We start from the raw sequence: 25371 nt of genomic DNA on the forward strand, positions 1-25371 counted from the left end.
AAAAATTCGCCGTGTCCGCCATTTCAGAATCAGTCCCGGTTCGAACTGGCAGGAGTAAGAATCACCCACTATCCAGATTGACCATTGCGCCGTCCCCGATACTCATACTGTTCGAAGAACAAGATGCAGAACATTGGGGTATGCAAGGCGACACTCCGGCTGCAGTATGGATTTTGGTTATCCGGTTAATGCATGACCCACTTCAAAAAACCAGAGAATCATGGCAGCCAACCCAGAAAGACGAACCACCCATAATTAATCGGAGCTAAAAAGACGAACGTGATGAATGCAAGCGCCAGACTCAATCGCAACGCTGCCACGAAAGGAATTCTTCCCATTTCAATAGCGAGAACAATCGGCGAAGCCTGGTAAGGCAAGAGCGGCGTAGAAAAGCCGATCACTTGCATCATTAGAACACTCAGTAATGGCAAACCAGACGCAGTAGCCATCGACTGTGCCAAGGGCGTAAATAACGCTGGCACCCCATTCGCTGTCACCACAAAATTGAGCAGTGTGGATAAACCTACGATTGAGGCATAGCTGTGGAATGGTGAGGTCGGGTCCAAAGGTGCAAGGGCGAGTACTTCATTGCCTATTAATGCACCGAGTCCGGTGTGCCCTACCAGTGCGGCGAGTCCGAGGATTGCCGCGACATAGATAGCGGTCCGATGATTGACCTCCTGACCAAATTCCTCACTGGATACGAATCCCACCCGTGGCAGGAGGCATAGGCAAGCGGCGACGAGACCAACCCACGCCGGAGAAATACCGTGCAAAGAGTCGGTAAGCCAGAGTCCGAGCGTTGTCAAAAGAAGAAGTCCCAACCTCTTTTCCTCAGGACTCCAAGGGCGAGAAGGTTCCAACTCTATGCTTTTTTTCACTTTATCTGGAAACAACCAGACGACACATGCACAGAGTGCAAGTCCCTTCATAAAGCCAAGTACCGGCGCGTGCAATATCAGATAAGGCAAATAAGATAGTTGCAGGCCGTACGTGGTATCGATCGCACCCGCCATGACAAGATTTGGAACATTCGCAGGCAGAATGGACGCCGAAAGCTGAAAGGTTCCAAAGCCGACAGCGAGTGAGAGACCTATACGTCCTGGACTCTTATCCCCGAACCCCACTCGGTCAGCAAGCGCCAGGACAATCGGCATCAGAAGTGCAATACGTCCCATGTTGGAAGGCATAACAAAGGCAAGCATGTACGTGAGGCCGACAATACCAAAGACCATTTGCGCATACGATCTGGAAAGATAAGCCGCGAGCCCCCCCGCACATCGAGAGGCCAAACCCGTCTTGCGAATGGCAATTCCAATGACATAGCCACTGATAACGAGCCAGAACGCGGCGGAGGTAAACCCGGAGAAGACCAACGAGGCGGGAGCCACATGGAGAATCATCGCGAACGCAAAGAACAAAAGTGCAGTCAGGTATTCTGGAAGCCCGCGTGTTGCCCATAGTGTGATTGTCACAGCCACCAAACCGGCCACTGCAATCAGTTGCATATCCATGTTGCCTTCCTTTATTTCGCAGACTTGGTTTACTTCTTGACCTACTAAGACCCTGCCGCCTGACTTTATCCCGACCGAATCACTGACGGCATCTTTAATTCAAAAGAAGCATGGCGCCACACGAACGATATGTCTAATATTTAAAAAATATCAAATTAGTATTTTTGGAGTCCTAATTGGAACTCAGACATCTACGTTACTTCGTCGTCACAGCCCAAGCCGAGAATTTCACGCGAGCAGCCGAACAACTTGGAATTGCCCAACCCCCGCTTGGGCAGCAGATACGTGATTTGGAAGATGAAATAGGTACGCCGCTTTTCCACCGTGTAGGACGCGGCGTCATACTCAGTGACGCAGGTAAGGCATTTCTGATATCGGCACACGATATTCTTGCGCGTGCCGAGGACGCTCAAAAAAATGCGCGCCGTGTTGCGCGAGGTGAGGTTGGCTCATTGAAGCTGGGCTTCACCGAATCCGCCTCATTTAACGATACCGTTACAGGCTTGATCAGACGTTACCAGCAACAGCACCCCAAGGTGGAGGTAAACCTGGAAGAAAACGATAGCGAATCGCTCATTTCCAGGCTCGGTCATGGCGACATTGACGCAGCCTTTGTCAGGCCGCCCTTTGCTATGGGCGGCGACATTGACTTCATCACCTTATCCGAAGAACCACTTATTGTTGTCCTGCCTGATGGACACTCATTAATGTCACGCAAGGAGCTGTCGCTTGCTGATTTACGGCAGGAGAATTTCATCCTGTATTCGCGCAAGTCCGGTTATGGGCTAAGTGCAGATATCGTGGCCGCCTGCCGTCAATCTGGATTCAATCCGACCATCCGCCAGCAGGCCCCCCAACTATCGTCCGCTGTAAACCTGGTATCTGCGGGAATGGGTATTGCGGTAGTACCCGAATCAATGCAGCGAATTGATCGCGATGGCCTGCATTACAGAGCGCTTCGGCTTGATTGGCCCAAGGCTGTACTTGGACTGGCCACGCGAAAAGCAAATCGGTCTGCAGTCGTCGACGATCTGATTACTTCGGCAAGAATCGAAACTTCGTAAATAGATCTTCCGATACAAACCATGCTATTCCGAGCTGCAACTACCTGCCCAGTATCAGTAACGCGTCTGAAGTATCCAGGTGGCGAAAACCAGTCCCTGAATCGGCAGCAAAACAACACGACAAAATTCTGATGGCATAAGTCAGCGGATTCCGGTTTAGCCGTAGACAAACTGCAAGAAACCATCGTTTGCGAAGGTCTGCCGACCTCCTTTTCGCAAGAGCGTTTCCACCCGGCATTCCGGTGCAGTTCATCTGAATGTCGAAGCGACTTATACCCGCCCTGCCGGCCCAGTCTTGAGCCGACTTGATGTCACTCGTGGACAGGCACACTATTAGTTTCCCGAAGCCATGATTCGCTAACGGAGTAGCAAAATGGAACATGCACTGAAGATCCTCGGTAAAGCCTCGTCGATCAACGTCCGCAAGGTCTTGTGGACGTGCGAGGAACTGGGTCTGTCCTACGAGCGTGAGGATTGGGGCAGCGGTTTTGCCTCGACCCACAGCCCTGAGTTTCTGCGGCTCAATCCCAATGCAAAGGTGCCGGTGATCATCGATGAGAACGGGGCGCTGTGGGAATCCAACACCATCTGCCGTTACCTGGCCGGCAAACACCACCATCACCATGCCGAGCTGCTACCCACCGAACCGGCCGCGCGGGCCCGGGTGGAACAGTGGATGGATTGGCAGGCGATTGAGCTCAATCCGTCCTGGAGCCATGCATTCATGGCGCTGGTGCGCAAGGACCCGGAATTCCAGGACCCGGAATTCCAGGACCCGGAATTCCAGGACCCGCATCGACTGGACGTCAGTGTGCGCGACTGGAACCAGAAGATGGGCATCCTCGAACATCAGCTGGCAACCACCAAGGCTTATGTGGCCGGGCCCACATTCACCTTGGCCGATATCGTCATCGGGCTGTCGGTCAATCGCTGGTTGATGACACCGATCGAGCGCCCCGATTACCCGGCCATCGATGAGTACTTCAGGCGTTTGGCGCAGCACCCCGGTTTTCTCAAGCATTGCTGCAACGGCTTGCCTTGAGCACTCCGTGTGCCAGTGTGCATCGGTGTCGGCCCGGCGGTCGAACCCTGCCGCCTGACGGCAAGGCTTGACCGCAAACGTCCGATACTCACCGGACAAAACAAATTAAGCACTTGATATATAAGATATTTATCTTATAGGCATATTAATTGCTCAACACACTGCACCGCCAATACCTACAAGGTCTATTTATCATGCTGGTCAGTGCAAAATTAAACCAGGTGACGCCACTGCCCAAACGGCCCGGTGAAAATCCAAACGCCGACGCCGCTGCCGGGCTTCAGAGCGGCCTTCAAGGCGCCATGATGCAAGCGCTGCAAAACAATGTGCAGACGCAAACCGCGCACGCCAGCGAGCAGGTACAGGCATCCGCCACACAACTCGCCACGCAACAGGTCAGCCAGGCCAGTAAAATCAGTGACAACGTTGATGAAGCGTTCGCCAAGACCCGCGTGAATCTGCAGGCGACGACTGCAAGCGTACCGGCGGACACCCAGAACAAGGTCGGCAGTGGCTCGGCCACCGACGAATTCAAGGACTATATGAGCAAAACGCCTGAACAGCGTTTGCGCGACAGCATTCTGAAAGAGATGGGCCTGACGGAAGACCAGGTAAAAGCCATGCCTCCTGAACAACAGTTGGCGATTGGCAAGGAAATCGCCGAGCGCATGCAGGACAAGGTGAAACTGGCGCAGGCCGAGAAAGACAACGGCAGCAGCGGTAAAGGCAGCAGTCAGGTGGTCGACAAGTTCCTTGCTTCGCTTTAATGGCGCCGGAATAAAAAGGGGCCCTCTTACCGGGCCCCTTTGCATTTGGCCGCAATCAATTCAACTGCAAGGTCGAATTGAACTGGCTGATGGCGTCCACCACGTGCCGCGAGCCCTGTTGAATCTCCAGAATCACCTCCCCCGCCTCATTCGCCAGCTCTACCCCAAGCCCGGTTCGACTCAAGCTCGACTGCATGCTCGACACAGCACTGACTGACAAATCGTGGTTCTTGCGCACCACTTCGACAATTTCCACCGTTGCCTGGCTGGTGCGTGCGGCCAGGCTGCGCACTTCATCGGCCACCACCGCGAAGCCACGTCCATGCTCGCCGGCGCGGGCCGCTTCGATGGCGGCGTTGAGGGCCAGCAGGTTGGTCTGATCGGCAATGCCGCGAATGGTCTGAACAATGGTGCCGATGATGTCGGACTGTTTGCTGACGGCCTCGATGCTCACCGCCGCTTCGTTCAAGTCGCGGGAAATGTCCTGGATGATCTGCACTGTTTGCTGCACCACCTCGGACCCTTTGCGCGCGCAGGCATCGTTTTGTACCGAGGTGCTGTGGGCCGATTCCGCGGCCGTTTGCAGGGTAGTGACCTGCTCGGTGATGTTGCTGGCGAACTTCACCACTTTGTACAGCCGGCCCTTGGTGTCGAACAGCGGGTTGTAGGACGCTTCCAGATAAACCATGTGGCCGAACTTGTCCTTGCGTTCGAATCGGTGCGAGTGATATTCGCCGCGATTGAGTGAGGCCCAGAACGCTCTGTAGTTTGGCGATTCACTTTCGCTGCGGTGGCAAAACAAACTGTGATGCTGGCCGACGATTTCATTGAGCGAGTAGTGCATGGTTTTCAAGAAGTTGTCGTTGGCCGTGATCACCTTGCCGTCGGGGGTGAATTCGATCACCGCCATGGAGCGCCCGATCGCGGCGAGCATGCTCTCGTTTTCGTGTTCTTCGTAGACTCTCGCCGAAATGTCGCTGGCGATTTTAATCACACTGCTCACTTGCCGATCAGGACCGTAGACCGGCATGTAGCTGGCTTCGAGCCAGATCTCCTTGCCGCTCTTGTTCAAGCGTGAAAAGGTGCCACTGACGGGCTCGCCACGGGCCAGGTCGCGCCACAACCTGGCGTACTCTTCGCTGCGGTAAAACGCCTCTTCGCAAAATATCCGGTGGTGCTTGCCGCGTACTTCTTCGACGCTGTAACCCATGGCGCTGCAAAAGTTTTCGTTGGCATCGAGCACAATGCCGTCCGGGGTAAATTCAATCATCGCCATCGAACGGCTAATGGCGGCCAACTTGGCATTGGCCTCGCTCAGCGCACAGCTGAAACGTTCGATTTCCTGCAGGTCAGCCTTGTGATGTAGGTTGAACATGTTCGTACCACCTTGAGCGCGGTCTTTTGATTAATGAAAGTTGCTGATCTTTCAAATCCACCACTACGTTCCACAGAACACACGCGCCCCATCCACGGGAGGGACTTGTCAGGTGATAAATGATGTTTAATCGGAGGGTCCCTTTAGTGACACTCTTATCAAGACATCCTTCTCTTGATCGCCCGGATTCGGGCCAGCCCTAACCTACTCACAAGCAAACTCCCTTTACCCGATTGCTCCATTTTGCCAAGCCTGGGTGCCTTGCAATGCGCACTCTCACGGTTGAACGCCAGTCACTCGGAAGCCACCGACATGGTTAGTTACAGATGAGCATAGACAGCCGTCATGGCTAAGCAAGGCCACTAGTCGGCCAGCACTGAGGACAAAATCGGTTCAGTCTTGGTGTGACTGAGAAGGCATCCCAAACAGGGATCGCTGGGCAGCATCGAAGTCATGAGGCATGGCGTTGCTCGGATCGGGATCATTTCCCTTCTGTGCAACGACGCCGGGTTTTCTTGCAGATTTTTTTCTTCACTGGACGAACAGCGGGAGCCCTTGGACCGGGCTCCCTGATCACGGGATCAATGACCGAAAATATCGACTTTCTTGGCCTTCTTGTCCGCACGCTTCTCAATGGCGGTTTTTGCCGGTTTTTTCTTTGCTGCTTTCTTTGAATCCATACCTTTGGACATGATGCGTACTCCACTCACACGGGATGTGAGATCAGGTATACACCTATCCTTGGGGTAGCGTTCTTTTATAATCGCCCGCTTTGCACACCGACAGTCCGGTCCCATGCCCAACACTCAGTACACCCGGCTCGATGAGCCTTTATGGCCGTTGATAAACAAGTTTTATCGCGCCCACCAATCGTCGATGAAAGCAGTTCGCGACGCGCAATTGTGGGTCGCCCGGCGCGACGAAATCGTCGGAGCATTGTGCTTGCGGCCGGTGTCCGGCGGGCATTGGCTGACGGGGTTGTTTGTCGATCCGGCCTGTCGCGGGCAAGGCATCGCTGCTGCGTTGATCGCTGCCGCGGTGAAGGACGCCGCAAGCCCGGTCTGGCTGTTCTGCCACCCGGACTTGCGCGGTTTTTATGAGCATCGCGGCTTTGTCTTCGATCCGCAGATGCCCTATGCCATGACAGAGCGCCTGAGCCGTTACGCGCGCAGCAAGCCGATGATCGCCATGGGCCTGGAACCGCTGGTCAGGACCATAGGGTAACCGGTGAGTCGGAGCGAGTGACAATAGCGTCGAGATCACCTGTGGGAGCACGCTCGCGCCCACAGTGGTCTTGTTGAGGATTCAATCGTCGGCGTTCGGATCAAGGTCCGGAAACATCACCTCGGTAAAACCGAACTTGCTGAAATCGCTGATGCGCGACGGGTATAACCGGCCGATCAGGTGATCACACTCATGCTGCACGACTCGCGCATGGAAACCCGAGGCGATGCGCACAATGGGCTCGCCCTTGGGATCGAAGCCTTCATAGCGGATGTGTTGATAACGATCCACGGCGCCGCGCAAACCGGGCACCGACAGGCAGCCTTCGAAACCTTCTTCCAGCGTCGGACTCAGCGGGGTGATCAACGGATTGATCAGGATCGTCTGCGGCACGGCTTCGGCTTCCGGATAACGCTCGCTGTGCTCGAAGCCGAAGATCACCAGTTGCAGGTCGACGCCGATTTGCGGTGCGGCGAGGCCGACACCCCCCACGCTTTCCATGGTCTGGAACATGTCGTCGATCAATTGCCACAGTTCCGGGCTGTCGAACATCTCGGCCGGCACCGGCGGGGCAATGCGCAGCAGGCGTTCATCGCCCATTTTCAGAATTTCACGGATCATGCTCAGGCTTCGTCAGTGGTTGGTTTGAGCGAGTGGTCCCGGCCCAGTCCCGACACATGGTGTTTGGGTTCGATGCTCGGGCCTTGCTCGCCGGGGACTTTTTCGCCCGGGTCCTTGCCTTCCTTGGACATGTGCTCGATCACCGCATTCATCTCGGCACCGAGCAACAGCACCGCAGAAGAAATATAGAAATACAGCAACAGCACGATGATCGCGCCGATACTGCCATACATGGCGTTGTAGTTGGCGAACTCCTTGACGTAGAAACCGAAGCCCAGGGACGCGATGATCCACACCACCACGGCCAGTACCGAGCCGGGCGTGATGAAGCGGAACTCCTGTTTGACGTCGGGCATCACGTAGTAGATGAGCGCCACGGCCACCATCAGCAGAATCACGATCACCGGCCAGCGGGCGATGGTCCAGAGCGTGACAATGAAATATTCGAGGCCGACTTGCGCCGCGATCCAGCTCATCACTTGCGGCCCGAGCACCATCAATGCGGCGGCGATCAACAGCATGCCGGCGACGCCGACGGTGTAGAAAATCGACAGCGGGACACGCTTCCACGCCGGTCGGCCTTCGACCACATCGTAGGCGGCGTTCATCGCACTCATCATCAGCCGCACGCCGGCAGAGGCCGTCCACAGGGCGATCACGATACCCACAGAAAGCAGCCCACCCTTGGACTGCTGGAGTTGGTCGATCACCGGGTTCACCTGCTCCAGGGCCTGGGGCGGCAGTACCAGTTCCGATTGCAGGCGCAACCAGGAGAAGAAGTCCGGCAGGTGCAGGAAGCCGATCAGGGCGATCAGGAACAGAATGAACGGAAACAGCGAAAACAGCATTTGATAGGCGAGCGCCGAGGCATAGGTCGACATCTCGTCGTCGATGAACTCGGTGACCGTGCGCACCATCACACGGTGCAAGGGCAGACCTTTCATGTCCGGAAAAATCATTAGCGTCTCCTTTCGCCGCAAACAAAATGGTGGGTTAAGTCGTGGCGACTCAAGGGCCGTTGTCTACATCAAAATACTCTAGCTGGCGCCTTTGAAACAATTTCAGCCCTCAAGTTCAGGCTGACACAAAAACGGCCATCCGCGGATGGCCGTTTCTTACCTTTATTAAAGGCTGGGTTATGCCTTGTCGATGCCTTTCTTCAGGGCATCCTTGGCTTTGCCAACGGCTTGCTGGGCTTCGCCTTTCTTTTCCTGCATCACGCCTTCGGCGCGCATTTTGTCGTTACCGGTGACTTTACCCACGCCTTGCTTGACGTTACCGGTTGCTTCGTTGGCCATGCCTTTTACTTTATCGCCAGTGCTGCTCATGGTGTTTCTCCTGTGAACATCTCGATGAAAAAGGTCGTTACACAAGGTTGACCGGAAGCGTTTGCACGGAGTTTCATTTATTTTCGTCCCGACATTTCATCGTTCAGCGCAGGTTGGGCTTTATGTTTGCCCGGCAACCCCCGAGAATGCCGCAACGTATTCAGGCCATGGCGCTGAAGATCCAATCCCGTAGGAATGTTATGAAACTCGATAAAAAGCAGGCCATTGCCCGCAGAAACCAGGAACTCGGCGGTGCAGTGCTTGGCGTCAACAACTGCCACTTCACCGAATTGAACCGCAACCGCAACATCTGGTGGTTCGATATTCCGGTCGCGCGTCTGGCCATTGGTCAGTACGAGTGGATTCACCTGCTGATGCACGCCCCGGAAACCGACGAACTGTTGCACCTGAAAGTGCCGACGGTATTCCTGCGCGAGAAGCTCGAAGGTCTGGTGGTGCGCAACCAGGGCAAGCGCAAGGCCGCATTGAGCCTGGAACTGAGCGCCGACAAGGACTCGTACCTGCAGGACATGCGCCCGGCGGGCACCAACGTCAATTTCGCGCCGTTCCGGCAATAACCCTCGCCACAAGAGCACCAACAAAAAGCCCCGCGTCTGCGGGGCTTTTTGATTAGGCGGCGTTCTTCGCCTTGATCTTCTTCAACTCTTCATCACGCAACTCGCGACGCAGGATCTTGCCAACGTTGGTGGTCGGCAATGCATCGCGAAACTCCACGGAGCGCGGCACCTTGTAGCCGGTGACGTTGGCGCGCATGTGCTCCATTACCTGCTCCTTGGTCAGCGTCACGCCTGGCTTGGCGACGATGAAGATCTTGATCGCCTCCCCCGATTTCTCGTCCGGAATGCCGATGGCCGCGCATTGCAACACGCCCGGCAAGGTTGCCAGTACATCTTCGAGTTCATTCGGGTAAACGTTGAAACCGGACACCAGGATCATGTCTTTCTTGCGATCGACAATGCGCATGTAGCCATCCGGCTGGATCAGCGCGATGTCCCCGGTCTTCAACCAGCCTTCGCTGTCGAGGATTTCATCGGTGGCGTCCTGACGCTGCCAGTAGCCCTTCATGACCTGCGGACCTTTCACGCACAGTTCGCCGATTTCGCCCATTGGCTGTTCAACACCGGCATCGTCGATGACTTTGCACAGGGTCGATGGCACCGGAATGCCGATGGTGCCGATCTGAATGTTCTGGATCGGGTTGACCGTCGCCACCGGGCTGGTTTCGGTCATGCCGTAACCTTCGCAGATGGCGCAACCGGTGACGGCTTTCCAGCGCTCGGCCGCCGCCAGTTGCAGGGCCATGCCGCCGGACAAGGTCACTTTCAGCGCCGAGAAGTCCAGCTTGCGGAAGCCTTCGTTATTGCACAGGGCCACGAACAGAGTGTTGAGGCCGACGAAACCGCTGAACTTCCACTTCGACAGCTCCTTGACCATCGCCGGCAAGTCGCGCGGGTTGCTGATCAGGATGTTGTGGTTGCCGATCAGCATCATCGCCATGCAGTGAAAGGTGAAGGCATAGATGTGGTACAGCGGCAGCGGCGTGATCAGGATCTCGCAACCTTCATTGAGGTTGGAGCCCATGAGTGCCTTGCACTGCAGCATGTTCGCCACCAGGTTGCGGTGGGTCAGCATGGCGCCCTTGGCCACGCCGGTGGTGCCGCCGGTGTATTGCAGCACCGCCACGTCACTGCTGGCCGGGCTGGCTTCCGCCACTGGCTGACCATGCCCCTTGCTCAATACGTCATTGAACTTGACGGCTTTTGGCAGGTGGTACGCCGGGACCATCTTCTTCACGTATTTGATGACGCTATTGATCAGCAGGCGCTTGAGCGGTGGCAGCAGGTCGGCCACTTCGGTGACGATCACGTGCTTGACGCCGGTTTTCGGCACGACGGTCTCGGCCAGGTGCGCCATATTGGCCAGGCACACCAAGGCCTTGGCACCGGAATCGTTGAACTGGTGTTCCATTTCCCGCGCGGTGTACAGCGGGTTGGTATTGACCACGATCAAGCCCGCGCGGATGGCACCAAAGACGGCAATCGGGTATTGCAGCACGTTGGGCAGTTGCACGGCGATTCGATCGCCGGGCTGCAAATCGGTATGCTGTTGCAGGTAAGCCGCAAAGGCACCGGACAATTCGTACAGTTCACCGTACGTGATTGTCTTGCCCAGGTTGCTGAACGCCGGCTTGTTGGCGAAGCGATGGCAGGATTGCTTCAACACTGCCTGAATATTCGGGTACTCGTCTGGATTGATGTCGGCAGCAACTCCAGCTGGGTACTTATCCTTCCAAAAGTCTTCGTTCATGGAAGCCCACTCCTCAGCAACGCGAATTCAGCACCGCATTTGATGCGATTATTATTGGTGTGATTATTGGTGAGTCTGGCTTTTTACAAGGCCGAGAAGTCACAAAGCGCGCCGAGAGTAGCAGCTTTGCCAAGGGTCGACTAGAGCCAAAAGCGGCCTCTACGGTCACTTTTGTGACTCAAGAATGACAAGCGGTCATTTTAGAGTAAAGATTCTATAAAGCGCTGAAAGCCCCGAAAACCGGGGCTTAAATCAATGTAGGAGCGAGCCTACTCGCGAAAAACTGGAGACCGCCGCGGGGCATCTGGTTCTACGCGTCATCGTTCAAGACAATCGCGAGCAAGCTCGCTCCTACACCGATCCACGCAAAGCGCGGCCATTCATCGATCAAGCGATATCACGCAACTCCCGTCGCAAGATCTTGCCCACCGGCGTCATTGGCAACGACTCACGCAACACGATGTGCTTGGGCACTTTGTACGCCGTGAAGTTTTCCTTGCAGTACGCCTTCAGCTCTTCAAGGCTGACTCCCGCTTCACGGGCCACCACAAACAACTTCACCGCTTCGCCCGAGCGCTCGTCCGGCACCCCGATGACCGCGCAGTTGGCGACTTTCGGGTGGGCCATGACCACGTCTTCAATCTCGTTCGGGTACACGTTGAAACCCGAGACGATGATCATGTCCTTCTTGCGATCGACGATACGCACAAACCCGTCCGGGTCGATCACGGCAATGTCGCCGGACTTGAACCAGCCCTCGGCATCCAGCACTTCTTCGGTGGCTTCGGGCTTCTGCCAGTAGCCCTTCATGATCTGCGGGCCTTTGATGCACAGCTCGCCGCGCTCGCCCAACGGCTGCTCGACGCCTTCATCGTTGATGACCTTCAGCGTGGTGCCCGGCACCGGCAAGCCAACCGTGCCGATGCGCGACTGGTCGCCATACGGGTTGGTGCAGGCCACGGGCGAGGTTTCCGTCAGGCCGTAGCCTTCAGTGATGCGGCAACCGGTCATTTGCTCCCAGCGCTCGGCGGTGGCCTTGACCAGTGCGGTGCCGCCGGAGTTGGTGAGCTTGAGGCTGGAGAAATCCAGGGTCTTGAAATCCGGGTGATCCATCAACGCGACAAACAGCGTGTTGAGCCCCAGCAATGCCGAGAACCGCCAGTTTTTCAGCTCCTTGATAAAGCCGCCGATGTCCCGTGGATTGGTGATCAGCACGTTGTGGTTGCCGGTCACCATCATGCACATGCAGTTCGCCGTGAAGGCATAGATGTGGTAAAGCGGCAGCGGCGCGATCATCACTTCCTGTCCTTCGCGCAGCAGTGGGTGGCCGTCGACAGCGGTCTGACTGAGACAGGCCCGCGCCTGCTGCATATTGGCCACCAGGTTACCGTGGGTCAGCATCGCGCCCTTGGCCAGGCCGGTGGTGCCACCGGTGTATTGCAGCACCGCGATGTCATCGAGGCCGGCGTTCAACGGCTTGATCCCCAGGCCCTGGCCCAGGCGCAGTGCACTCTTGAAGGAAATCGCCTGGGGCAAGTGATAGGCCGGGACCATTTTCTTGACCTTGCTTACCATGGTATTGACCAGCCAGCCCTTGGCGGCGGGCATCAGGTCGCCCATCTTCGCTTCGATCAGGTACTGCAGGTCGGTATCGGGCAGCACTTCCTGGACTTTCTGCCCGAACATGTTCAGGTACACCAGCGCCCGGGCACCGGAGTCCTTGAACTGATGACGCATTTCCCGCGCGGTGTACAGCGGGTTGGTGTTGACCACGATCAACCCGGCGCGCAATGCGCCGAACACGGCGATCGGGTAATGCAGGACGTTGGGCATCTGCACCGCGATGCGATCCCCCGGCACCAGGTCGGTGTGGGCTTGCAGGTAACCGGCGAAGGCGGCGCTGTAGCGTTCCAGCTCAGCGTAGGTCAGGGTGACACCCATATTGCTGAACGCCGGGCGATCCGCAAACTTCTTGCAGGAACGTTCGAACACCTCGATCACCGACTTATAGGCGCCCGTATCAATGTCCAGGGGCACACCGGTCGGGCGTTTGTCATTCCAGAAATCAGGTTGCATTGTTCTTGTCCTCTTTACCTGAACCTATCCGGGCCACTTTTCTGTCTCTGTCATTTCTTAAAAGCAGAAAGCGAAAAGCGGAGCTTCACGGACACTAGCAGCTATGTCGAATCAGGCAAATACGCGCACGATCGTCATAGATCGTGTGAATCTTCGTCCCATGGCGTGAGCAGATCAGACGCCCGACGCAGGATGCGCTATACACTTGGGTTGCAAGCCGCAAGTACCATGCCCCAGCAAAGGAAACGCCATGATCCACGACACTTTCTGGCTGACCACCAGCGATCACAGCCGTCTCTTCGTCAACCAGTGGCTACCGGCAGGCAGTCTCAAGGCATTGATTTTGCTGGCTCATGGCATGGCGGAACACAGCGGGCGGTATACGCGTCTGGCGGAAAAACTCTGCGAACAGGGTTACGGCGTGTATGCGCCGGATTTGCGCGGACATGGCAAAACTGCCGAAAACGGGACCCTCGGTCATTTCGCCGATAGCGATGGCTGGAGCAAAGTGGTGGGTGATCTGGCGTGCCTCAACCAGCACATCGGCCAGCAGCATCCCGACATGCCGATTGTGCTGCTCGGTCACAGCATGGGCAGCTACATTGCCCAGGCTTATTTGCTGCATCACAGTGCCAGCCTGCATGGGGCAATTCTCAGTGGATCGAATTTCCAGCCCGTTGCGCTTTATCGCGCGGCGCGGCAAATCGCCCGGTTCGAACGCCTGCGCCAAGGCCCCAAGGGCCGCAGCGCCCTGATCGAATGGTTGTCATTCGGCTCGTTCAACAAGAAGTTCAAACCGGCGCGTACCCGGTTCGACTGGCTCAGCCGCGATCCGAAGGAGGTCGACTTGTACGCCAACGATCCGCTCTGCGGCTTCCGTTGCACCAATCAGCTGTGGATCGATTTGCTCGGCGGGTTGCAGCAAATCAGCAAAGCGTCCAATCTCGCTCAGATCGATCCGGGCCTGCCGTTGCTGGTGATTGGCGGCGAATGTGATCCGGTGAGCGAAGGCAAACGTCTGACAGATCTGGCCAATGCCTTGCGCAAGGCCGGCAGCCAGAGCCTGCAACTGACTATTTACCCGCAGGCGCGGCATGAACTGTTCAATGAAAGCAACCGCGATGAAGTGACCGCCGATGTGCTGGCCTGGATCGCCCAGGTCTTGAGCCATCGTCGTCCACACCGAGCCGAATAGTTTTTTGTGAATTTTTTTATTCGTCACAGGAATTGAGACAGATGACCCAGGTTACCAACACCCCTTACGAAGCCCTTGAAGTCGGCCAGACCGCCAGCTTCAGCAAGACCGTCGAAGAGCGCGACATCCAGTTGTTCGCCGCGATGTCGGGCGACCACAATCCGGTACACCTGGACGCCGAATACGCCGCCAGCACCATGTTCAAGGAACGTATCGCCCACGGCATGTTCAGCGGCGCGCTGATCAGTGCGGCAGTGGCTTGCGAGTTGCCCGGGCCGGGCACGATTTATATCGGTCAACAGATGAGCTTTCAGAAGCCGGTGAAAATTGGCGACACCCTGACCGTGCGTCTGGAGATTCTCGAAAAGCTGCCGAAGTTTCGGGTGCGCATTGCCACCCGCGTGTTCAACCAGCGTGATGAACTGGTAGTGGATGGCGAAGCGGAAATTCTGGCGCCGCGCAAACAGCAGAGCGTGACCCTGACCGAGTTGCCGGCCATCAGCATCGGTTGATCCACCCCTGACCCGTGGCGAGGGAGCTTGCTCCCTCGCCACGGGCACAATCTAGCGCGCACCCTCCTGCACCTGCACGCTCGCCGTCATCCCCGCACTCAGATTCAGCCCTTCGGGCACGTGGTCCAGTTTGATCCGCACCGGAATCCGTTGCGCCAGCCTGACCCAGTTGAAGGTCGGCTCCACTTCCGCCAGCAATTGACCATCAGGCGTCGTATTGCGATCGGTAATCCCGCGGCTGATGCTTTCCACATGTCCCTGCAACGCCTCCCCGGCGCTCATCAACCAGACCTTCACCGGATCGCCGACGCGAATCCGCGGCAGTTTGGTTTCTTCGAAATATGCCTGCACATAGAAGGTCGAATCGTCGATCAACGCCATGACCGATTGCCCGGCATTCACATAATTGCCTTCGGCCAGGCGCAGGTTGGTGATATGGCCATTGCGCGGCGCGTAGACCTGGCTGCGGTCCAGATTGATTTGTGCCATCTTGGCTTCGGCCTGGGCTTCACGCAGTTCGCCACGGGCAATGCCCGCGTTGATTTGCGCGTTTTCACGCAGTTCGGCGCTGATCGCTTGCGGCCCGAGGCTGGCGCGACGGCTGGCTTCGCGCTCGCGTAGATTGAGTTGTTGCTGACGGGTCTGCACCACCGCCAGGGCCTTTTCCAGCGCGGCTTCGAAACGGTCACGGTCGATACTCAACAACAGGTCGCCGGCCTTCACCTGCTGGTTGTCATACGCCTTGAGTTCACGCACCCAACCCGACACGTCCGGGGAAATCACCACCACATCGGCACGAATTCGCGCGTCGCGAGTCCAGGGCGTGAGCATGTAGTACTGCCATAAATGGAACCCGGCAAAAATCGCCACCGCCACCAGACACAGGGTTACCGCGACACGTACGGAGGTACGCATATTCAACTCCTTATAAGGGACCGAGGACGAAGGTAATCACGGTCAATACACAGACGTACAAGGCGCAATCAAACAATGCTTCATGCCAGATCCAGCGGCTCACCGGGGTCAACCGCAACAACAGGCGCAAAGCGCCGGTCACCAGCAACGCCAGCACCACATAAATCAGAAACGGGCTGAGCAGTACCCCGCCCACCGACCACTCACGCAAGCCCATCGACGTCCTCCTGCTGGCGGCACCAGGCACGCCAGCTGTTTTGCAATTGCAGCACCGCGCCCTGGGCCAGCTTCACCGCGTCATCGGGGGGCAAGGCGTACAAGGATTGCAGCAAGGCTTGGCTCGGCTCGGCCAACGCTTCGGCGCGACTGCCAGCCGGACCTTGTTGCAGGACTTTTTCCAGGTGCTCCAGGTATTGCCGTTGCGGTGCGGTCAGCGGCACCTGCGCCACTGCCAGGCTCAAGCGCAGGTGCAACAATTCATCGCCGATATCCAGGCCGAGCAAGCCATCGTCCCAGCGACTGCGTGCTGGCTCCGGCAGCTCCGGATAAAGCCGCGCCAATTGCAGCAAACGGTCGGCCATGCGTCCGCCGAACCAGCTCTCGGCGCCGGCAAGATTGCGCCGGGTCAGGCGTACCAGGTCGCCAAGGGTCGCGGCCAACAGGCGTCGAGCATGCCAGGTCGGGTTGCGCAGGATCAGTAAATGAAACGCCAGCACCGCCGCACCGACGCCTATCACCATGGCTTGTGCACTGTTGAAAAACACGGCGACGTCGAACTTCATCTGATTCAACGGCGCCACCAGCACAATGAAGTGCAGGCAGAACGAAGTCGCCGTGGCGCCAATCTGCGGTTTGGCCATGCCCAGCGCTCCGAAAAACAATGGCACGCCCAAGCCCAGACAGAGCATCGCGAAACTGCTCCATTGCGGCAGCAGAATCTGTCCGACGATAAACGCCACCGGAAGGGCCAGAAAAATCCCGCGCATGAAACTCATGCCGATCTGCGCGCCGTTCTCGCGGCTGGCGAACAGGCTGCACACCACACACGTCAGCAATAGCGCCCCGGCCGCGGCGGGCCATGCCGTCGCGAGCCAGAAACACGAAACCACCAGAAAGGCCAGCGCGCTGCGGGCACCGAACACCAGCGCCAGGGACAGGTCACGGTGTGGGGTCAGGGATCTTGGCGGGTCGAGGGACTCCCCCCCCTGCTCCACCGCTTGCAACGCGGTACCGGCCGCCAGCGCGGTGTCCATCAACAAGGTCAACCGCACCAGGCAGTAACTTTGCGCGGAGCTGATATGCCGCGCATGGGACGCCTCCAGCAAGCGTGGGCGCAAGGCTTGCAACGGCGCGGGATCGCCGCTGCCGAGCGCTTCCTGGACTTCGTGCATCCAGGGCGATAATTGCGCCGACTCCTGTGGCTCCAACTGCTTCCACTGACGACGAACCGAACGGGCGATGCGCAGCAACATCAACAACTTCTGGCTCAGACCGCTGATGGCCCGCGCACGTTGCCGGCCGCGACGGCCTTCGAACCAGGCGTGTTCGCGCTGGGCGTCTACCGCGACGATTCTGCCGAGGATTTCCAGCAAGTCCTTGCGCGCCTGGCCATCGCCGGCCAGGGTCGCCCGCGCGGCGTTCATACCGCTGCGCCAGGCCGCACGGGCCTGATCGGCCAGTTGCAGCTCGACCCGCATCGGCCAGAGCAAGGCACTGCTGGCCGTGGCACAGACAATCCCCAGGCAAATTTCCGTGCATCGCGCCACGGCCTGATCGAACACTGTCAGCGGATGGGCAATGGCCGGCAAAGCAATGATCGCCACCGTGTACCCGGCCAGCACAAATGAATAAGACCAGGCGCTGCGCAGCAGGGTCGAACTCGCCGTACACAGTCCGAGCCACAGCGCCAGGGCCAACAGGAACAACCACGGCGTCTGGGCGAAAGCGCCCATGAACACCACCGACATGATCGTCCCGATCAATGTGCCCAACAGCCGCGCCAGGCCCTTTTGTAGCACCATGCCGGACAATGGCTGCGCCACGATGAACGCCGTCATCAGCGCCCAGGCCGGTTGCTCCAGCCCCCAGCGCAGGGCCAGCCACAGTGCCAGGCCTCCGCCGATCAGGGTCTTGATCGCGAATTGCACGGCACGCAGGTCAGGCGCCAATAAAGCCTGGAAAGTGATGGGCACGAAAGGGACTCTTGGAAAGACGATTTAACGATAGACGGCTTCAGTGAAAACTTGAGAAACAAATTATTAGCTAGCTATCGATGTCCCGTCCAGCGCTAATTCACAGGCACAAAAAAACGCCAGACTGGCTGGCGTTTTTGACAGCAAACGTACGCTTACGAGCGTGCGCGTGCCTGGTTACGCAGGACTTTCACTTGATCGTGATTGCGTTGCACGCCGTGGTACTGACGCTCAACGAGGTCGCGAATGCCTACCAGGTTATGCTTGTTGATTTTTTCCATGGCGTCTCGGTATGCCTTCAGCGCATGGTCTTCGCCACGCTCGGCTTCATTGAGCACCGCTTCTTCGTCCTTGCCGGTGAACATCGACTTCACATCAACCCAGCGACGGTGCAAGTCACCACTGACACTGGTGGAGGTTTCCGGATCGCCGCCCATGGAACGAACCGCACTTTGCAGTTCAGAAGCCGCCGTGGCGCACTCTGCGGAACGTTGCACGAACAGGGTTTTGAGTTCAGGGTGTTTGATGTCTTCAGCGCAAGTCTTGAACCCTTCCTGACCGTCCTTGCTGGTTTCAATCAGGTCGTTGAGTACAGAAATCGCTTCTTTATTCATGTCAGTCATTTTTCAATTCCTTGCGGGTGGATGAAAGTTGCAATAGGTGTTGCACCTCGCATGCCAGCTTTCTATCGACCAATTACTCCTTGTATTTCAAGTAGTTATGAATATCGGTTAAATCTGTATCCGTTTCTTTTGCATGATCTGTCATTTGGCCTGCATGCAGAATGCCTGTATTTTCCAGACTGATTGAATCCAGGCGATTGATTGATGAACCCTGAAAAGCTCGAACTGCTGATAACTCGCCAGATGCCCTTCGGCAAATACAAGGGCCGAATCATTGCCGACCTGCCCGGCCCCTACCTGAACTGGTTTGCCCGGGAAGGATTTCCCCACGGCGAGCTGGGCGGTCTGCTGGCCCTGATGCAGGAAATAGATCACAACGGTTTGTCTGAATTGCTCGAACCCTTGCGTGCCAAACACGGCAAACCCGCGCCACGCCACTGAAATGTCCACTCATCGAGTTGCCCATGCCCGATAACACCCGCCGCGCCCGTGATGAATCCTTCTGGCGGACGTTTGCCGACCGCTACGATGTCCAGCCCGGCCCGATCAACCTGGAAAACGGTTACTTCGGACGCATGTCGCGCACGGTGGTCGAGGAGTATCAGCGCAACATCGAACTGATCAACCGCAGTAACTCGGTCTATGTACGCCAGCGCTTCGAGGCGAGCGACGGCCTGAAGATCCGTGCGCGGGTGGCCGGACTGATTGATGTGCCCGCCGACGCGGTGGCGCTTACACGCAACGCCTCGGACGGCTTGCAGTCACTGATCCGCAACTACAACCGCTTGCAGCCGGGCGACCAGGTGCTGGTATGTGATCTGGAATACGACACGGTCAAGAGCGCCATGCGCTGGCTGGCCCGTCACCGTGGCGTCGAAGTGATCGAGATCGAACACCGGCATCCCGCCAGTTTCGACAGTTTGCTGACCACCTATCGCGAAGCTTTCGTGAGTTATCCACGGCTCAAGCTGATGGCCCTGACCCATGTCACCCATCGCACCGGCCTGGTGATGCCGGTCAAGGCGATTGCCGCCGCAGCCAGGGAACACGGGGTCGACGTAATCCTCGACGGCGCCCATGCATTGGGCCAGTTGGCGTTCGATCTCGAGGAGCTGGGCATCGCCTTCGCGGCCTATAACCTGCACAAATGGATCGGTGCGCCACTGACCCTGGGCTTCCTCTACATTGCCCCTGAACGCCTGAGCGACATCGACCCGGACATGGGCGAGATGCATTTCCCGATAACCGACATTCGCGCCCGTACGCCCTACAGCACCCCGAACATCCCGGCGTTGCTGACCTTGCCGCTGGTGCTGGAGGAGCATGGGGCCATGGGCGGCGCCGCCGCCAAGGGTGCACGGCTCAACTACCTGCGCAACCTGTGGGTTCGAGCGGCGCGTGAGCTGTCGGGCATTGAAGTGCTGACACCGGATGACCCAAGACTCTGTTGCGGCATCGCCTCGATGCGTTTCACCGCACACAACGATCAGCAGTCGATGGTCGAGCGGCTGCTCAACGACTACAACCTGTTCACCGTGGTGCGCAGCGGTGCGGCCTGCGGTCCCTGCATTCGCATTACGCCGGGACTGACCACCACCGCTGCCGACATGGCACAACTGATCACGGCGCTGACCGAACTGAGTTGACTCACACCGTGTACTTGTCGAAGTCCTCGGGCTTGATCTGGGATGACACTGCAAAGGTGTCGATGCCGATGGTCATCTGCCCGAAAAAGCCGTCTTCATTCGAGTCTCGAGCGAGGGTGTGAACGTTCAAGGTCGAGGCTTCGCCGCCCATGCTCTGGTAGAAAAAGTCTTGATCGTTACTCAATGCAGGGATGGCGCGACCGCTGTACTCCCGGGCATTGAGCACCGAGCGCGCGGCGACCTCGGGAAAGTACAACTGACCCACCCAGGCGACGTGTCGCTCCTGCAGATAGTTGTTACCGCTGGTGATGCGAACGGCGACGTGGATGTGCAAGGCACGCCCGGCATAAAACCCCGGACAGATCGTGGTGAACCGGGCGATGCCTTTCTTGTCGGTGAATTGCCCGCCGCGCAGATAAGTGTCGTCGTCGGTTCGCGGGACCGAGCCGATGTCTCCGGCATCGACTTCCACATCCGGATTGACCTTGCTCCAACCGGAGTATGCCCCGCGCGCATTGCAGTGCCAGATATCCACCAGCGCATCGGGAACGGGCTGGCCGGTCATGGCATCCACTATGGCCAGCCGCAACACCAACGGGATGCCGTCGGCGCCTTCGCTGATATTGCGTCTGATCAGTTTCGGATTGCGGAAATAGGGACCGGCTATCTGTTCCGGTGAAAGCAGGTAAACGGGTGTTGCTGAGGTGTTGTCGTCCATGACGTTCTCTCTTCCATAAGAAGAACGCAGGCTAGCACTGGCCAAAACGCGTCACGCGGTAACTATGTATCGCATGATGTCCCTGTGGGAGCGAACGGGCTCGCTCCCGCCTGCTTTTTTGCGGGCAAAAAAAGGTGCGCCGACCAAGCGCACCGAAAAGCCGTAGAACACACAACGAGGTGTCAGGTGAAGCGGATCAGTCCAGCAGCGCCAAAGCTTCGGCGGTGCACTCCTGAATGCGGGCCCAGTCGCCGTTCTTGATCCACTCCGGATCAAGCATCCAGCTACCGCCCACGCACATGACGTTTTTCAGCGCCATGTAGCTTTTGATGTTGGCCGGGCCGACACCGCCGGTCGGGCAGAATTTCACTTCGCCGAACGGGCCGCCCAGGGCCTTGATGGCCGCGACGCCGCCGCTGACTTCCGCCGGAAACAGCTTGAAGCGGCGATAGCCCAGACCGTAGCCCTCCATGATGCCCGACGCATTGCTGATACCCGGCAACAGCGGGATCGGGCTGGCGACGCTGGCTTCCAGCAGGTCACGGGTAATGCCCGGCGTCACGATGAACTGCGAACCGGCAGCTTCCGCAGCCGCCAGCATGTGGCGGTCGAGCACGGTGCCGGCACCGGTCACCAGTTCCGGACGCTGCTCACGCAGGATCTGAATGGCCTTGAGGCCGAACTGCGAACGCAAAGTCACTTCCAGCGCGGTCAGACCGCCAGCGGCGAGCGCATCGGCCAGCGGCAGGACGTCCTGCTCGCGAGCGATGGTGATGACCGGCAGAATCCGCGCCCTGGCGCAGAGGTCGTCGATCAGGGCAACTTTGTCCGCCATGGAAACGGTCGGGGATGGGTTTTTCATAGCGGCTGTTCCTTGGCTCATGGGCACCAGTAAATCTCTAACGTGGGTTGCAAAAATGCGCGAATCGGCAATTCGGCGACATCGTCGCCGGCCAAAGCGGTGTTCAGGGTGGTCAGCTTGGACTGACCGGAAATCGACAGCACTTTATGTTTGGCCGAAGCCAGCAGCGCACGACTCATGGTCAGGCGCTGATGCGGCACGGTCGGCGCCAGCATCGGGTAGCAACGACGCGTGCCATCGGCTTTCAAGGCGTCGGCGAGGTTCGGGCTATTGGGGAACAGGGATGCGGTGTGACCGTCGTCGCCCATGCCCAGCACCAGCACGTCGATTGCCGGCAATTCAGCCAGCAAACGGTCCGCTTGGTCGGCCGCCTGTTCCAAGTTGGCGGTGGCGCTGTACAGACTCAGGAACTGCGCCTTGGCCGCCGGGCCTTGCAGCAGATACTTCTTCAGCAAGCCGGCATTGCTGTCGGCGTGCTCAACCGGGACCCAACGCTCATCAGCCAGGCTGACCACCACGTTCGACCAGTCCAGTGGCTGCTTGGCCAGGTGCTGAAAAAATGCCACCGGGCTGCGACCACCGGACACCACCAGCGTTGCGGTGCCCTGGGTGTCGATCGCCTCGCGCAATTGTTGGGCCACGCCCAGCGCCAGGCCTTCGGCCAATTGCACCGGGTTCTTGAACTCACGGGCGCTGACGCCCTGAGGCAGTTTCAAATCAGATATCGCCATACCACGACCTCCCGTCCCGCGTGATCAGAGCAATGGAGCTCATCGGCCCCCAGGACCCGGCCGCGTACGGCTTGGGCGCATCACCGGATTTTTTCCATCCGGCGATCAACTGGTCACACCACTTCCACGCGGCTTCGATTTCATCTTTACGGACAAACAGGTTCTGATTGCCGCGCATCACTTCCAGCAACAACCGCTCGTAGGCATCGGGAATCCGTGCACTGCGCCAGGTGTCGGAAAAATTCAGCTGCAACGGACCGCTGCGCAACTGCATGCCCTTGTCCAGGCCTTGTTCTTTGGTCATCACACGCAAGGAAATGCCTTCGTCCGGTTGCAGGCGGATAATCAGCTTGTTGCTGATTTGCAGGCGCTGCTCGGGAGCGAAGATGTAATGCGACGGTTCCTTGAAGTGGATGACAATCTGCGAGAGCTTCTGCGGCATGCGCTTGCCGGTACGCAGATAGAACGGCACGCCGGCCCAGCGCCAATTGCGGATATCAGCACGCAAGGCGACGAAGGTTTCGGTGTCGCTCTGGGTGTTGGAATTTGGCTCTTCCAGGTAACCCGGTACCGGTTTGCCTTCGCTGTAGCCGGCGATGTATTGGCCGCGCACCACTTGAGTGGTCAGGCCTTCCGGACTGATCGGCGCCAGCGCCTTGAGGACTTTGACTTTCTCGTCACGGATGCTGTCGGCGGACAGGTCGGCCGGCGGGTCCATGGCGATCAGGCAGAGCAGTTGCAGCAGGTGATTCTGGATCATGTCCCGCAGCTGACCGGCCTTGTCGAAGTAACCCCAGCGGCCTTCGATCCCGACCTTCTCGGCCACGGTGATTTCCACGTGGGAGATGTAGTTCTGGTTCCACTGGGTTTCGAACAGGCTGTTGGCGAAACGCAGGGCGATCAGGTTCTGGACGGTTTCCTTGCCCAGGTAGTGGTCGATGCGATACGTGCGGTTTTCCGGGAAGAACTGCGCCACGGCATCGTTGACCTTGCGCGAGGATTCCAGGTCCGAACCGATAGGTTTTTCCAGCACCACGCGGGTGTTTTCCGCCAGGCCGACCTTTGCCAGGTTTTCGCAGATCGCGCCATACACCGCTGCCGGCGTGGCGAAATAGGCAATGACCCGCTGCGCGCTGCCGGCCATTTCAGCCAGGGCCACATAGTCGTCGGCGTTGAGGAAATCGACGTGCAGGTAGCTCAGGCGCGCCAGGAAGCGTTCGACCACGGCTTCGTCCAGCTCTTTGGCACCGACGTAGCGGCGCAGTTCGGCGCTGATGAACGCCAGATGCTGCTGTTCATCGCCCGGCTCACGGGCCAGCGCGATGATCCGCGTGTCCTCGTGCAGGAGGCCCGCACCGTCGAGCTGATAAAGGGCAGGAAACAGCTTGCGCAAGGCCAGGTCGCCAAGGGCGCCGAACAAGGCGAAGGTGCACGGTTCAACCGTAATCGAAGGCATGATGTTTGTTCTTTTATCAAGTTAAGCTACAAATACCTTTTTTCAAGGCATCACTCAAGGGAAAATGTAGTAATAACCACAACATTTTCGCAAAATACAGATTCCGAGTGGTGGTCGGTCAGAGCCATCAGTAGGATAGGCCACCGTTATGGGCCACACCAAAGGCCCTTTTTGCATTAGCCGCGCGCTTATCGGCGTCGGTGAATCAAGGAAACTCATATGGACCGCGTGCGAAATTTACTGGAACAGATCCAGAATCGCCTTGAAGAGCTCAACAAGGCCGAACGCAAAGTCGCCGAGGTGATCCTGCTCAACCCACAGCAGGCCACTCGCTTCAGCATCGCCGCCCTCGCCCAGGCCGCTTCGGTCAGCGAACCGACGGTCAACCGTTTCTGCCGTTCATTCGGCGTCAGCGGCTACCCCGAGCTCAAGCTGCAACTGGCCCAAAGCCTGGCCAGCGGCGCGGCGTACGTCAGCCGAGCGGTGGAGGCCGACGACAATCCGGAAGCCTATACCCAGAAAATTTTCGGCAGCGCCATCGCCTCCCTCGACAGCGCTTGCCAGGCCCTCGATCCGAACCTGATCAGCCGCGCCGTCGACCTGCTGATCCAGGCCCGGCAGATCCACTTCTTCGGCCTCGGCGCCTCGGCCCCCGTGGCCCTGGATGCGCAGCACAAATTCTTCCGTTTCAACCTGGCCGTGACCGCCCATGCCGACGTGCTGATGCAGCGCATGATTGCTTCGGTGGCGCACACCGGCGAGTTGTTCGTGATCATTTCCTACACGGGGCGCACCCGCGAACTGGTGGAAGTGGCGCGCATCGCCCGGGAAAACGGCGCGTCGGTGCTGGGCTTGACCGCCGAGAACTCGCCGCTGGCCAAGGCCAGTACCTTGAGCCTGAATATTCCGCTGCCGGAAGACACCGACATCTACATGCCGATGACTTCGCGGATCATTCAGCTCACCGTGCTGGACGTGCTCGCCACCGGCATGACCTTGCGCCGTGGCGTGGATTTCCAGCCGCATCTGCGCAAGATCAAAGAGAGCCTGAATGCCAGCCGGTATCCGGTGGGCGACGAGTTCAATTGATCCAGCATTTGCGCTGACAGATCCGGCCCCATCGCTGGCAAGCCAGCTCCCACAGTGTCCGCGCCGAACCTAAAACTCGCGAACGCCAATGAA

Annotated in this window: 25 protein-coding genes and 1 pseudogene; 10 read left to right on the forward strand and 16 right to left on the reverse strand. The window is 58.0% G+C overall.

Annotated elements, in window-relative coordinates; genetic code table 11:
* Nucleotides 1-218 precede the first annotated feature (218 nt).
* The gene (locus BLV61_RS09785) at nucleotides 219-1514 is read right to left on the reverse strand and encodes an SLC13 family permease (RefSeq protein WP_047532428.1); all 1296 of its coding nucleotides are present in this window, start codon (nucleotides 1512-1514) and stop codon (nucleotides 219-221) included.
* 176 nt (nucleotides 1515-1690) lie between these two features.
* On the opposite strand from BLV61_RS09785, the gene BLV61_RS09790 reads away from it, so the two are divergent.
* The 3 genes from BLV61_RS09790 to BLV61_RS09800 all read left to right on the forward strand — a co-directional run bounded on the left by BLV61_RS09790 (nucleotide 1691) and on the right by BLV61_RS09800 (nucleotide 4387).
* Entirely contained in the window at nucleotides 1691-2578 is an 888-nt protein-coding gene (locus BLV61_RS09790) for a LysR family transcriptional regulator (RefSeq protein WP_047532429.1), read from the forward strand.
* Between the two features lie 373 nt (nucleotides 2579-2951).
* On the forward strand, nucleotides 2952-3620 hold the full coding sequence (locus tag BLV61_RS09795) for a glutathione S-transferase family protein (RefSeq protein ID WP_090464543.1): 669 nt from the start codon (nucleotides 2952-2954) through the stop codon (nucleotides 3618-3620).
* 194 nt (nucleotides 3621-3814) lie between these two features.
* Nucleotides 3815-4387: a hypothetical protein gene (locus BLV61_RS09800; RefSeq protein ID WP_090464545.1), complete on the forward strand. Its 573-nt coding sequence runs from the start codon at nucleotides 3815-3817 to the stop codon at nucleotides 4385-4387.
* A gap of 55 nt (nucleotides 4388-4442) precedes the next feature.
* Here the strand turns inward: BLV61_RS09800 and BLV61_RS32010 are convergent, their stop codons facing one another.
* Nucleotides 4443-5012, reverse strand: a complete 570-nt coding sequence (locus BLV61_RS32010) for a methyl-accepting chemotaxis protein (RefSeq protein WP_404943291.1) — start codon at nucleotides 5010-5012, stop codon at nucleotides 4443-4445.
* A pseudogene (locus tag BLV61_RS32015) lies at nucleotides 4986-5762 on the reverse strand (PAS domain-containing protein); the annotation flags it as partial. The gene BLV61_RS32010 and the pseudogene BLV61_RS32015, both read right to left, overlap by 27 nt.
* A 795-nt stretch (nucleotides 5763-6557) precedes the next feature.
* On the opposite strand from BLV61_RS32015, the gene BLV61_RS09810 reads away from it, so the two are divergent.
* Entirely contained in the window at nucleotides 6558-6986 is a 429-nt protein-coding gene (locus BLV61_RS09810; protein WP_090464553.1) for a GNAT family N-acetyltransferase, read from the forward strand.
* Nucleotides 6987-7067: 81 nt separating this feature from the next.
* Here the strand turns inward: BLV61_RS09810 and def are convergent, their stop codons facing one another.
* From def to BLV61_RS09825, 3 genes are all read right to left on the reverse strand, one after another.
* Entirely contained in the window at nucleotides 7068-7607 is a 540-nt protein-coding gene (gene def / locus BLV61_RS09815) for a peptide deformylase (protein ID WP_047532434.1), read from the reverse strand.
* A gap of 2 nt (nucleotides 7608-7609) precedes the next feature.
* On the reverse strand, nucleotides 7610-8566 hold the full coding sequence (locus BLV61_RS09820) for a YihY/virulence factor BrkB family protein (protein ID WP_047532435.1): 957 nt from the start codon (nucleotides 8564-8566) through the stop codon (nucleotides 7610-7612).
* Nucleotides 8567-8743: 177 nt separating this feature from the next.
* Entirely contained in the window at nucleotides 8744-8935 is a 192-nt protein-coding gene (locus BLV61_RS09825; RefSeq protein WP_047532436.1) for a CsbD family protein, read from the reverse strand.
* A 200-nt stretch (nucleotides 8936-9135) separates the two neighbouring features.
* On the opposite strand from BLV61_RS09825, the gene BLV61_RS09830 reads away from it, so the two are divergent.
* The gene (locus tag BLV61_RS09830) at nucleotides 9136-9513 is read left to right on the forward strand and encodes a hypothetical protein (protein WP_047532437.1); all 378 of its coding nucleotides are present in this window, start codon (nucleotides 9136-9138) and stop codon (nucleotides 9511-9513) included.
* 52 nt (nucleotides 9514-9565) lie between these two features.
* Here the strand turns inward: BLV61_RS09830 and fadD1 are convergent, their stop codons facing one another.
* Nucleotides 9566-11263 carry a long-chain-fatty-acid--CoA ligase FadD1 gene (gene fadD1 / locus BLV61_RS09835; RefSeq protein WP_047532438.1) on the reverse strand — a complete coding sequence of 566 codons (1698 nt, stop codon included), beginning with the start codon at nucleotides 11261-11263 and terminating at the stop codon, nucleotides 9566-9568.
* Nucleotides 11264-11650: 387 nt separating this feature from the next.
* Complete coding sequence (gene fadD2 / locus BLV61_RS09840; protein WP_047532439.1) at nucleotides 11651-13339, reverse strand: long-chain-fatty-acid--CoA ligase FadD2; 1689 nt, start codon at nucleotides 13337-13339, stop codon at nucleotides 11651-11653.
* Between the two features lie 250 nt (nucleotides 13340-13589).
* On the opposite strand from fadD2, the gene BLV61_RS09845 reads away from it, so the two are divergent.
* Together BLV61_RS09845 and BLV61_RS09850 are read left to right on the forward strand one after the other, a co-directional pair.
* The gene (locus BLV61_RS09845) at nucleotides 13590-14534 is read left to right on the forward strand and encodes an alpha/beta hydrolase (protein ID WP_047532440.1); all 945 of its coding nucleotides are present in this window, start codon (nucleotides 13590-13592) and stop codon (nucleotides 14532-14534) included.
* A 41-nt stretch (nucleotides 14535-14575) separates the two neighbouring features.
* A complete protein-coding gene (locus BLV61_RS09850; protein ID WP_007974451.1) occupies nucleotides 14576-15046 on the forward strand; it encodes a MaoC family dehydratase in 471 nt (156 codons plus the stop codon).
* A gap of 51 nt (nucleotides 15047-15097) precedes the next feature.
* On the opposite strand, the gene BLV61_RS09855 is transcribed toward BLV61_RS09850, so the two are convergent.
* The 4 genes from BLV61_RS09855 to BLV61_RS09870 all read right to left on the reverse strand — a co-directional run bounded on the left by BLV61_RS09855 (nucleotide 15098) and on the right by BLV61_RS09870 (nucleotide 18776).
* A complete protein-coding gene (locus tag BLV61_RS09855) occupies nucleotides 15098-15961 on the reverse strand; it encodes an efflux RND transporter periplasmic adaptor subunit (RefSeq protein WP_047532441.1) in 864 nt (287 codons plus the stop codon).
* Nucleotides 15962-15971: 10 nt separating this feature from the next.
* The gene (locus tag BLV61_RS09860; RefSeq protein ID WP_047532442.1) at nucleotides 15972-16178 is read right to left on the reverse strand and encodes a DUF1656 domain-containing protein; all 207 of its coding nucleotides are present in this window, start codon (nucleotides 16176-16178) and stop codon (nucleotides 15972-15974) included.
* Nucleotides 16165-18153, reverse strand: a complete 1989-nt coding sequence (locus tag BLV61_RS09865; protein ID WP_090464556.1) for an FUSC family protein — start codon at nucleotides 18151-18153, stop codon at nucleotides 16165-16167. The genes BLV61_RS09860 and BLV61_RS09865 overlap by 14 nt, the downstream gene beginning before the upstream one ends.
* Nucleotides 18154-18308: 155 nt before the next feature.
* Nucleotides 18309-18776: a ferritin-like domain-containing protein gene (locus BLV61_RS09870; protein WP_090464560.1), complete on the reverse strand. Its 468-nt coding sequence runs from the start codon at nucleotides 18774-18776 to the stop codon at nucleotides 18309-18311.
* Between the two features lie 204 nt (nucleotides 18777-18980).
* Between BLV61_RS09870 and BLV61_RS09875 the strand changes: the two genes are divergently transcribed.
* On the forward strand, nucleotides 18981-19217 hold the full coding sequence (locus BLV61_RS09875) for a DUF3820 family protein (protein WP_008056784.1): 237 nt from the start codon (nucleotides 18981-18983) through the stop codon (nucleotides 19215-19217).
* Between the two features lie 23 nt (nucleotides 19218-19240).
* Nucleotides 19241-20422 carry an aminotransferase class V-fold PLP-dependent enzyme gene (locus BLV61_RS09880; protein WP_090464563.1) on the forward strand — a complete coding sequence of 394 codons (1182 nt, stop codon included), beginning with the start codon at nucleotides 19241-19243 and terminating at the stop codon, nucleotides 20420-20422.
* Nucleotide 20423: 1 nt separating this feature from the next.
* On the opposite strand, the gene BLV61_RS09885 is transcribed toward BLV61_RS09880, so the two are convergent.
* From BLV61_RS09885 to zwf, 4 genes are all read right to left on the reverse strand, one after another.
* The gene (locus tag BLV61_RS09885) at nucleotides 20424-21140 is read right to left on the reverse strand and encodes an intradiol ring-cleavage dioxygenase (protein ID WP_090464566.1); all 717 of its coding nucleotides are present in this window, start codon (nucleotides 21138-21140) and stop codon (nucleotides 20424-20426) included.
* A 196-nt stretch (nucleotides 21141-21336) separates the two neighbouring features.
* Entirely contained in the window at nucleotides 21337-22002 is a 666-nt protein-coding gene (locus BLV61_RS09890) for a bifunctional 4-hydroxy-2-oxoglutarate aldolase/2-dehydro-3-deoxy-phosphogluconate aldolase (protein ID WP_090464570.1), read from the reverse strand.
* Nucleotides 22003-22019: 17 nt separating this feature from the next.
* Nucleotides 22020-22733 (reverse strand): 6-phosphogluconolactonase, encoded by a 714-nt coding sequence (gene pgl, locus BLV61_RS09895; protein WP_090464573.1) that lies wholly within the window; start codon nucleotides 22731-22733, stop codon nucleotides 22020-22022.
* The gene (gene zwf / locus BLV61_RS09900; RefSeq protein WP_090464576.1) at nucleotides 22720-24189 is read right to left on the reverse strand and encodes a glucose-6-phosphate dehydrogenase; all 1470 of its coding nucleotides are present in this window, start codon (nucleotides 24187-24189) and stop codon (nucleotides 22720-22722) included. Before zwf ends, pgl begins: the two co-directional genes overlap by 14 nt.
* Nucleotides 24190-24417: 228 nt before the next feature.
* Between zwf and BLV61_RS09905 the strand changes: the two genes are divergently transcribed.
* Nucleotides 24418-25278: a MurR/RpiR family transcriptional regulator gene (locus BLV61_RS09905; protein WP_170948639.1), complete on the forward strand. Its 861-nt coding sequence runs from the start codon at nucleotides 24418-24420 to the stop codon at nucleotides 25276-25278.
* The last annotated feature ends 93 nt before the right edge of the window (nucleotides 25279-25371 follow it).

Source organism: Pseudomonas mohnii (assembly GCF_900105115.1).
Classification (GTDB): Bacteria; Pseudomonadota; Gammaproteobacteria; order Pseudomonadales; family Pseudomonadaceae; genus Aquipseudomonas; species Aquipseudomonas mohnii.

Coding starts and splice junctions, on each gene's coding strand:
- BLV61_RS09785 (WP_047532428.1), bottom strand. CDS start 1,514: ATGGATATGCAACTGATTGCAGTGGCCGGTTTGGTGGCTGTGACAATC.
- BLV61_RS09795 (WP_090464543.1), top strand. CDS start 2,952: ATGGAACATGCACTGAAGATCCTCGGTAAAGCCTCGTCGATCAACGTC.
- BLV61_RS09800 (WP_090464545.1), top strand. CDS start 3,815: ATGCTGGTCAGTGCAAAATTAAACCAGGTGACGCCACTGCCCAAACGG.
- BLV61_RS09810 (WP_090464553.1), top strand. CDS start 6,558: ATGCCCAACACTCAGTACACCCGGCTCGATGAGCCTTTATGGCCGTTG.
- def (WP_047532434.1), bottom strand. CDS start 7,607: ATGATCCGTGAAATTCTGAAAATGGGCGATGAACGCCTGCTGCGCATT.
- BLV61_RS09820 (WP_047532435.1), bottom strand. CDS start 8,566: ATGATTTTTCCGGACATGAAAGGTCTGCCCTTGCACCGTGTGATGGTG.
- BLV61_RS09825 (WP_047532436.1), bottom strand. CDS start 8,935: ATGAGCAGCACTGGCGATAAAGTAAAAGGCATGGCCAACGAAGCAACC.
- BLV61_RS09830 (WP_047532437.1), top strand. CDS start 9,136: ATGAAACTCGATAAAAAGCAGGCCATTGCCCGCAGAAACCAGGAACTC.
- fadD1 (WP_047532438.1), bottom strand. CDS start 11,263: ATGAACGAAGACTTTTGGAAGGATAAGTACCCAGCTGGAGTTGCTGCC.
- fadD2 (WP_047532439.1), bottom strand. CDS start 13,339: ATGCAACCTGATTTCTGGAATGACAAACGCCCGACCGGTGTGCCCCTG.
- BLV61_RS09845 (WP_047532440.1), top strand. CDS start 13,590: ATGATCCACGACACTTTCTGGCTGACCACCAGCGATCACAGCCGTCTC.
- BLV61_RS09850 (WP_007974451.1), top strand. CDS start 14,576: ATGACCCAGGTTACCAACACCCCTTACGAAGCCCTTGAAGTCGGCCAG.
- BLV61_RS09855 (WP_047532441.1), bottom strand. CDS start 15,961: ATGCGTACCTCCGTACGTGTCGCGGTAACCCTGTGTCTGGTGGCGGTG.
- BLV61_RS09860 (WP_047532442.1), bottom strand. CDS start 16,178: ATGGGCTTGCGTGAGTGGTCGGTGGGCGGGGTACTGCTCAGCCCGTTT.
- BLV61_RS09870 (WP_090464560.1), bottom strand. CDS start 18,776: ATGACTGACATGAATAAAGAAGCGATTTCTGTACTCAACGACCTGATT.
- BLV61_RS09875 (WP_008056784.1), top strand. CDS start 18,981: ATGAACCCTGAAAAGCTCGAACTGCTGATAACTCGCCAGATGCCCTTC.
- BLV61_RS09880 (WP_090464563.1), top strand. CDS start 19,241: ATGCCCGATAACACCCGCCGCGCCCGTGATGAATCCTTCTGGCGGACG.
- BLV61_RS09885 (WP_090464566.1), bottom strand. CDS start 21,140: ATGGACGACAACACCTCAGCAACACCCGTTTACCTGCTTTCACCGGAA.
- BLV61_RS09890 (WP_090464570.1), bottom strand. CDS start 22,002: ATGAAAAACCCATCCCCGACCGTTTCCATGGCGGACAAAGTTGCCCTG.
- pgl (WP_090464573.1), bottom strand. CDS start 22,733: ATGGCGATATCTGATTTGAAACTGCCTCAGGGCGTCAGCGCCCGTGAG.
- zwf (WP_090464576.1), bottom strand. CDS start 24,189: ATGCCTTCGATTACGGTTGAACCGTGCACCTTCGCCTTGTTCGGCGCC.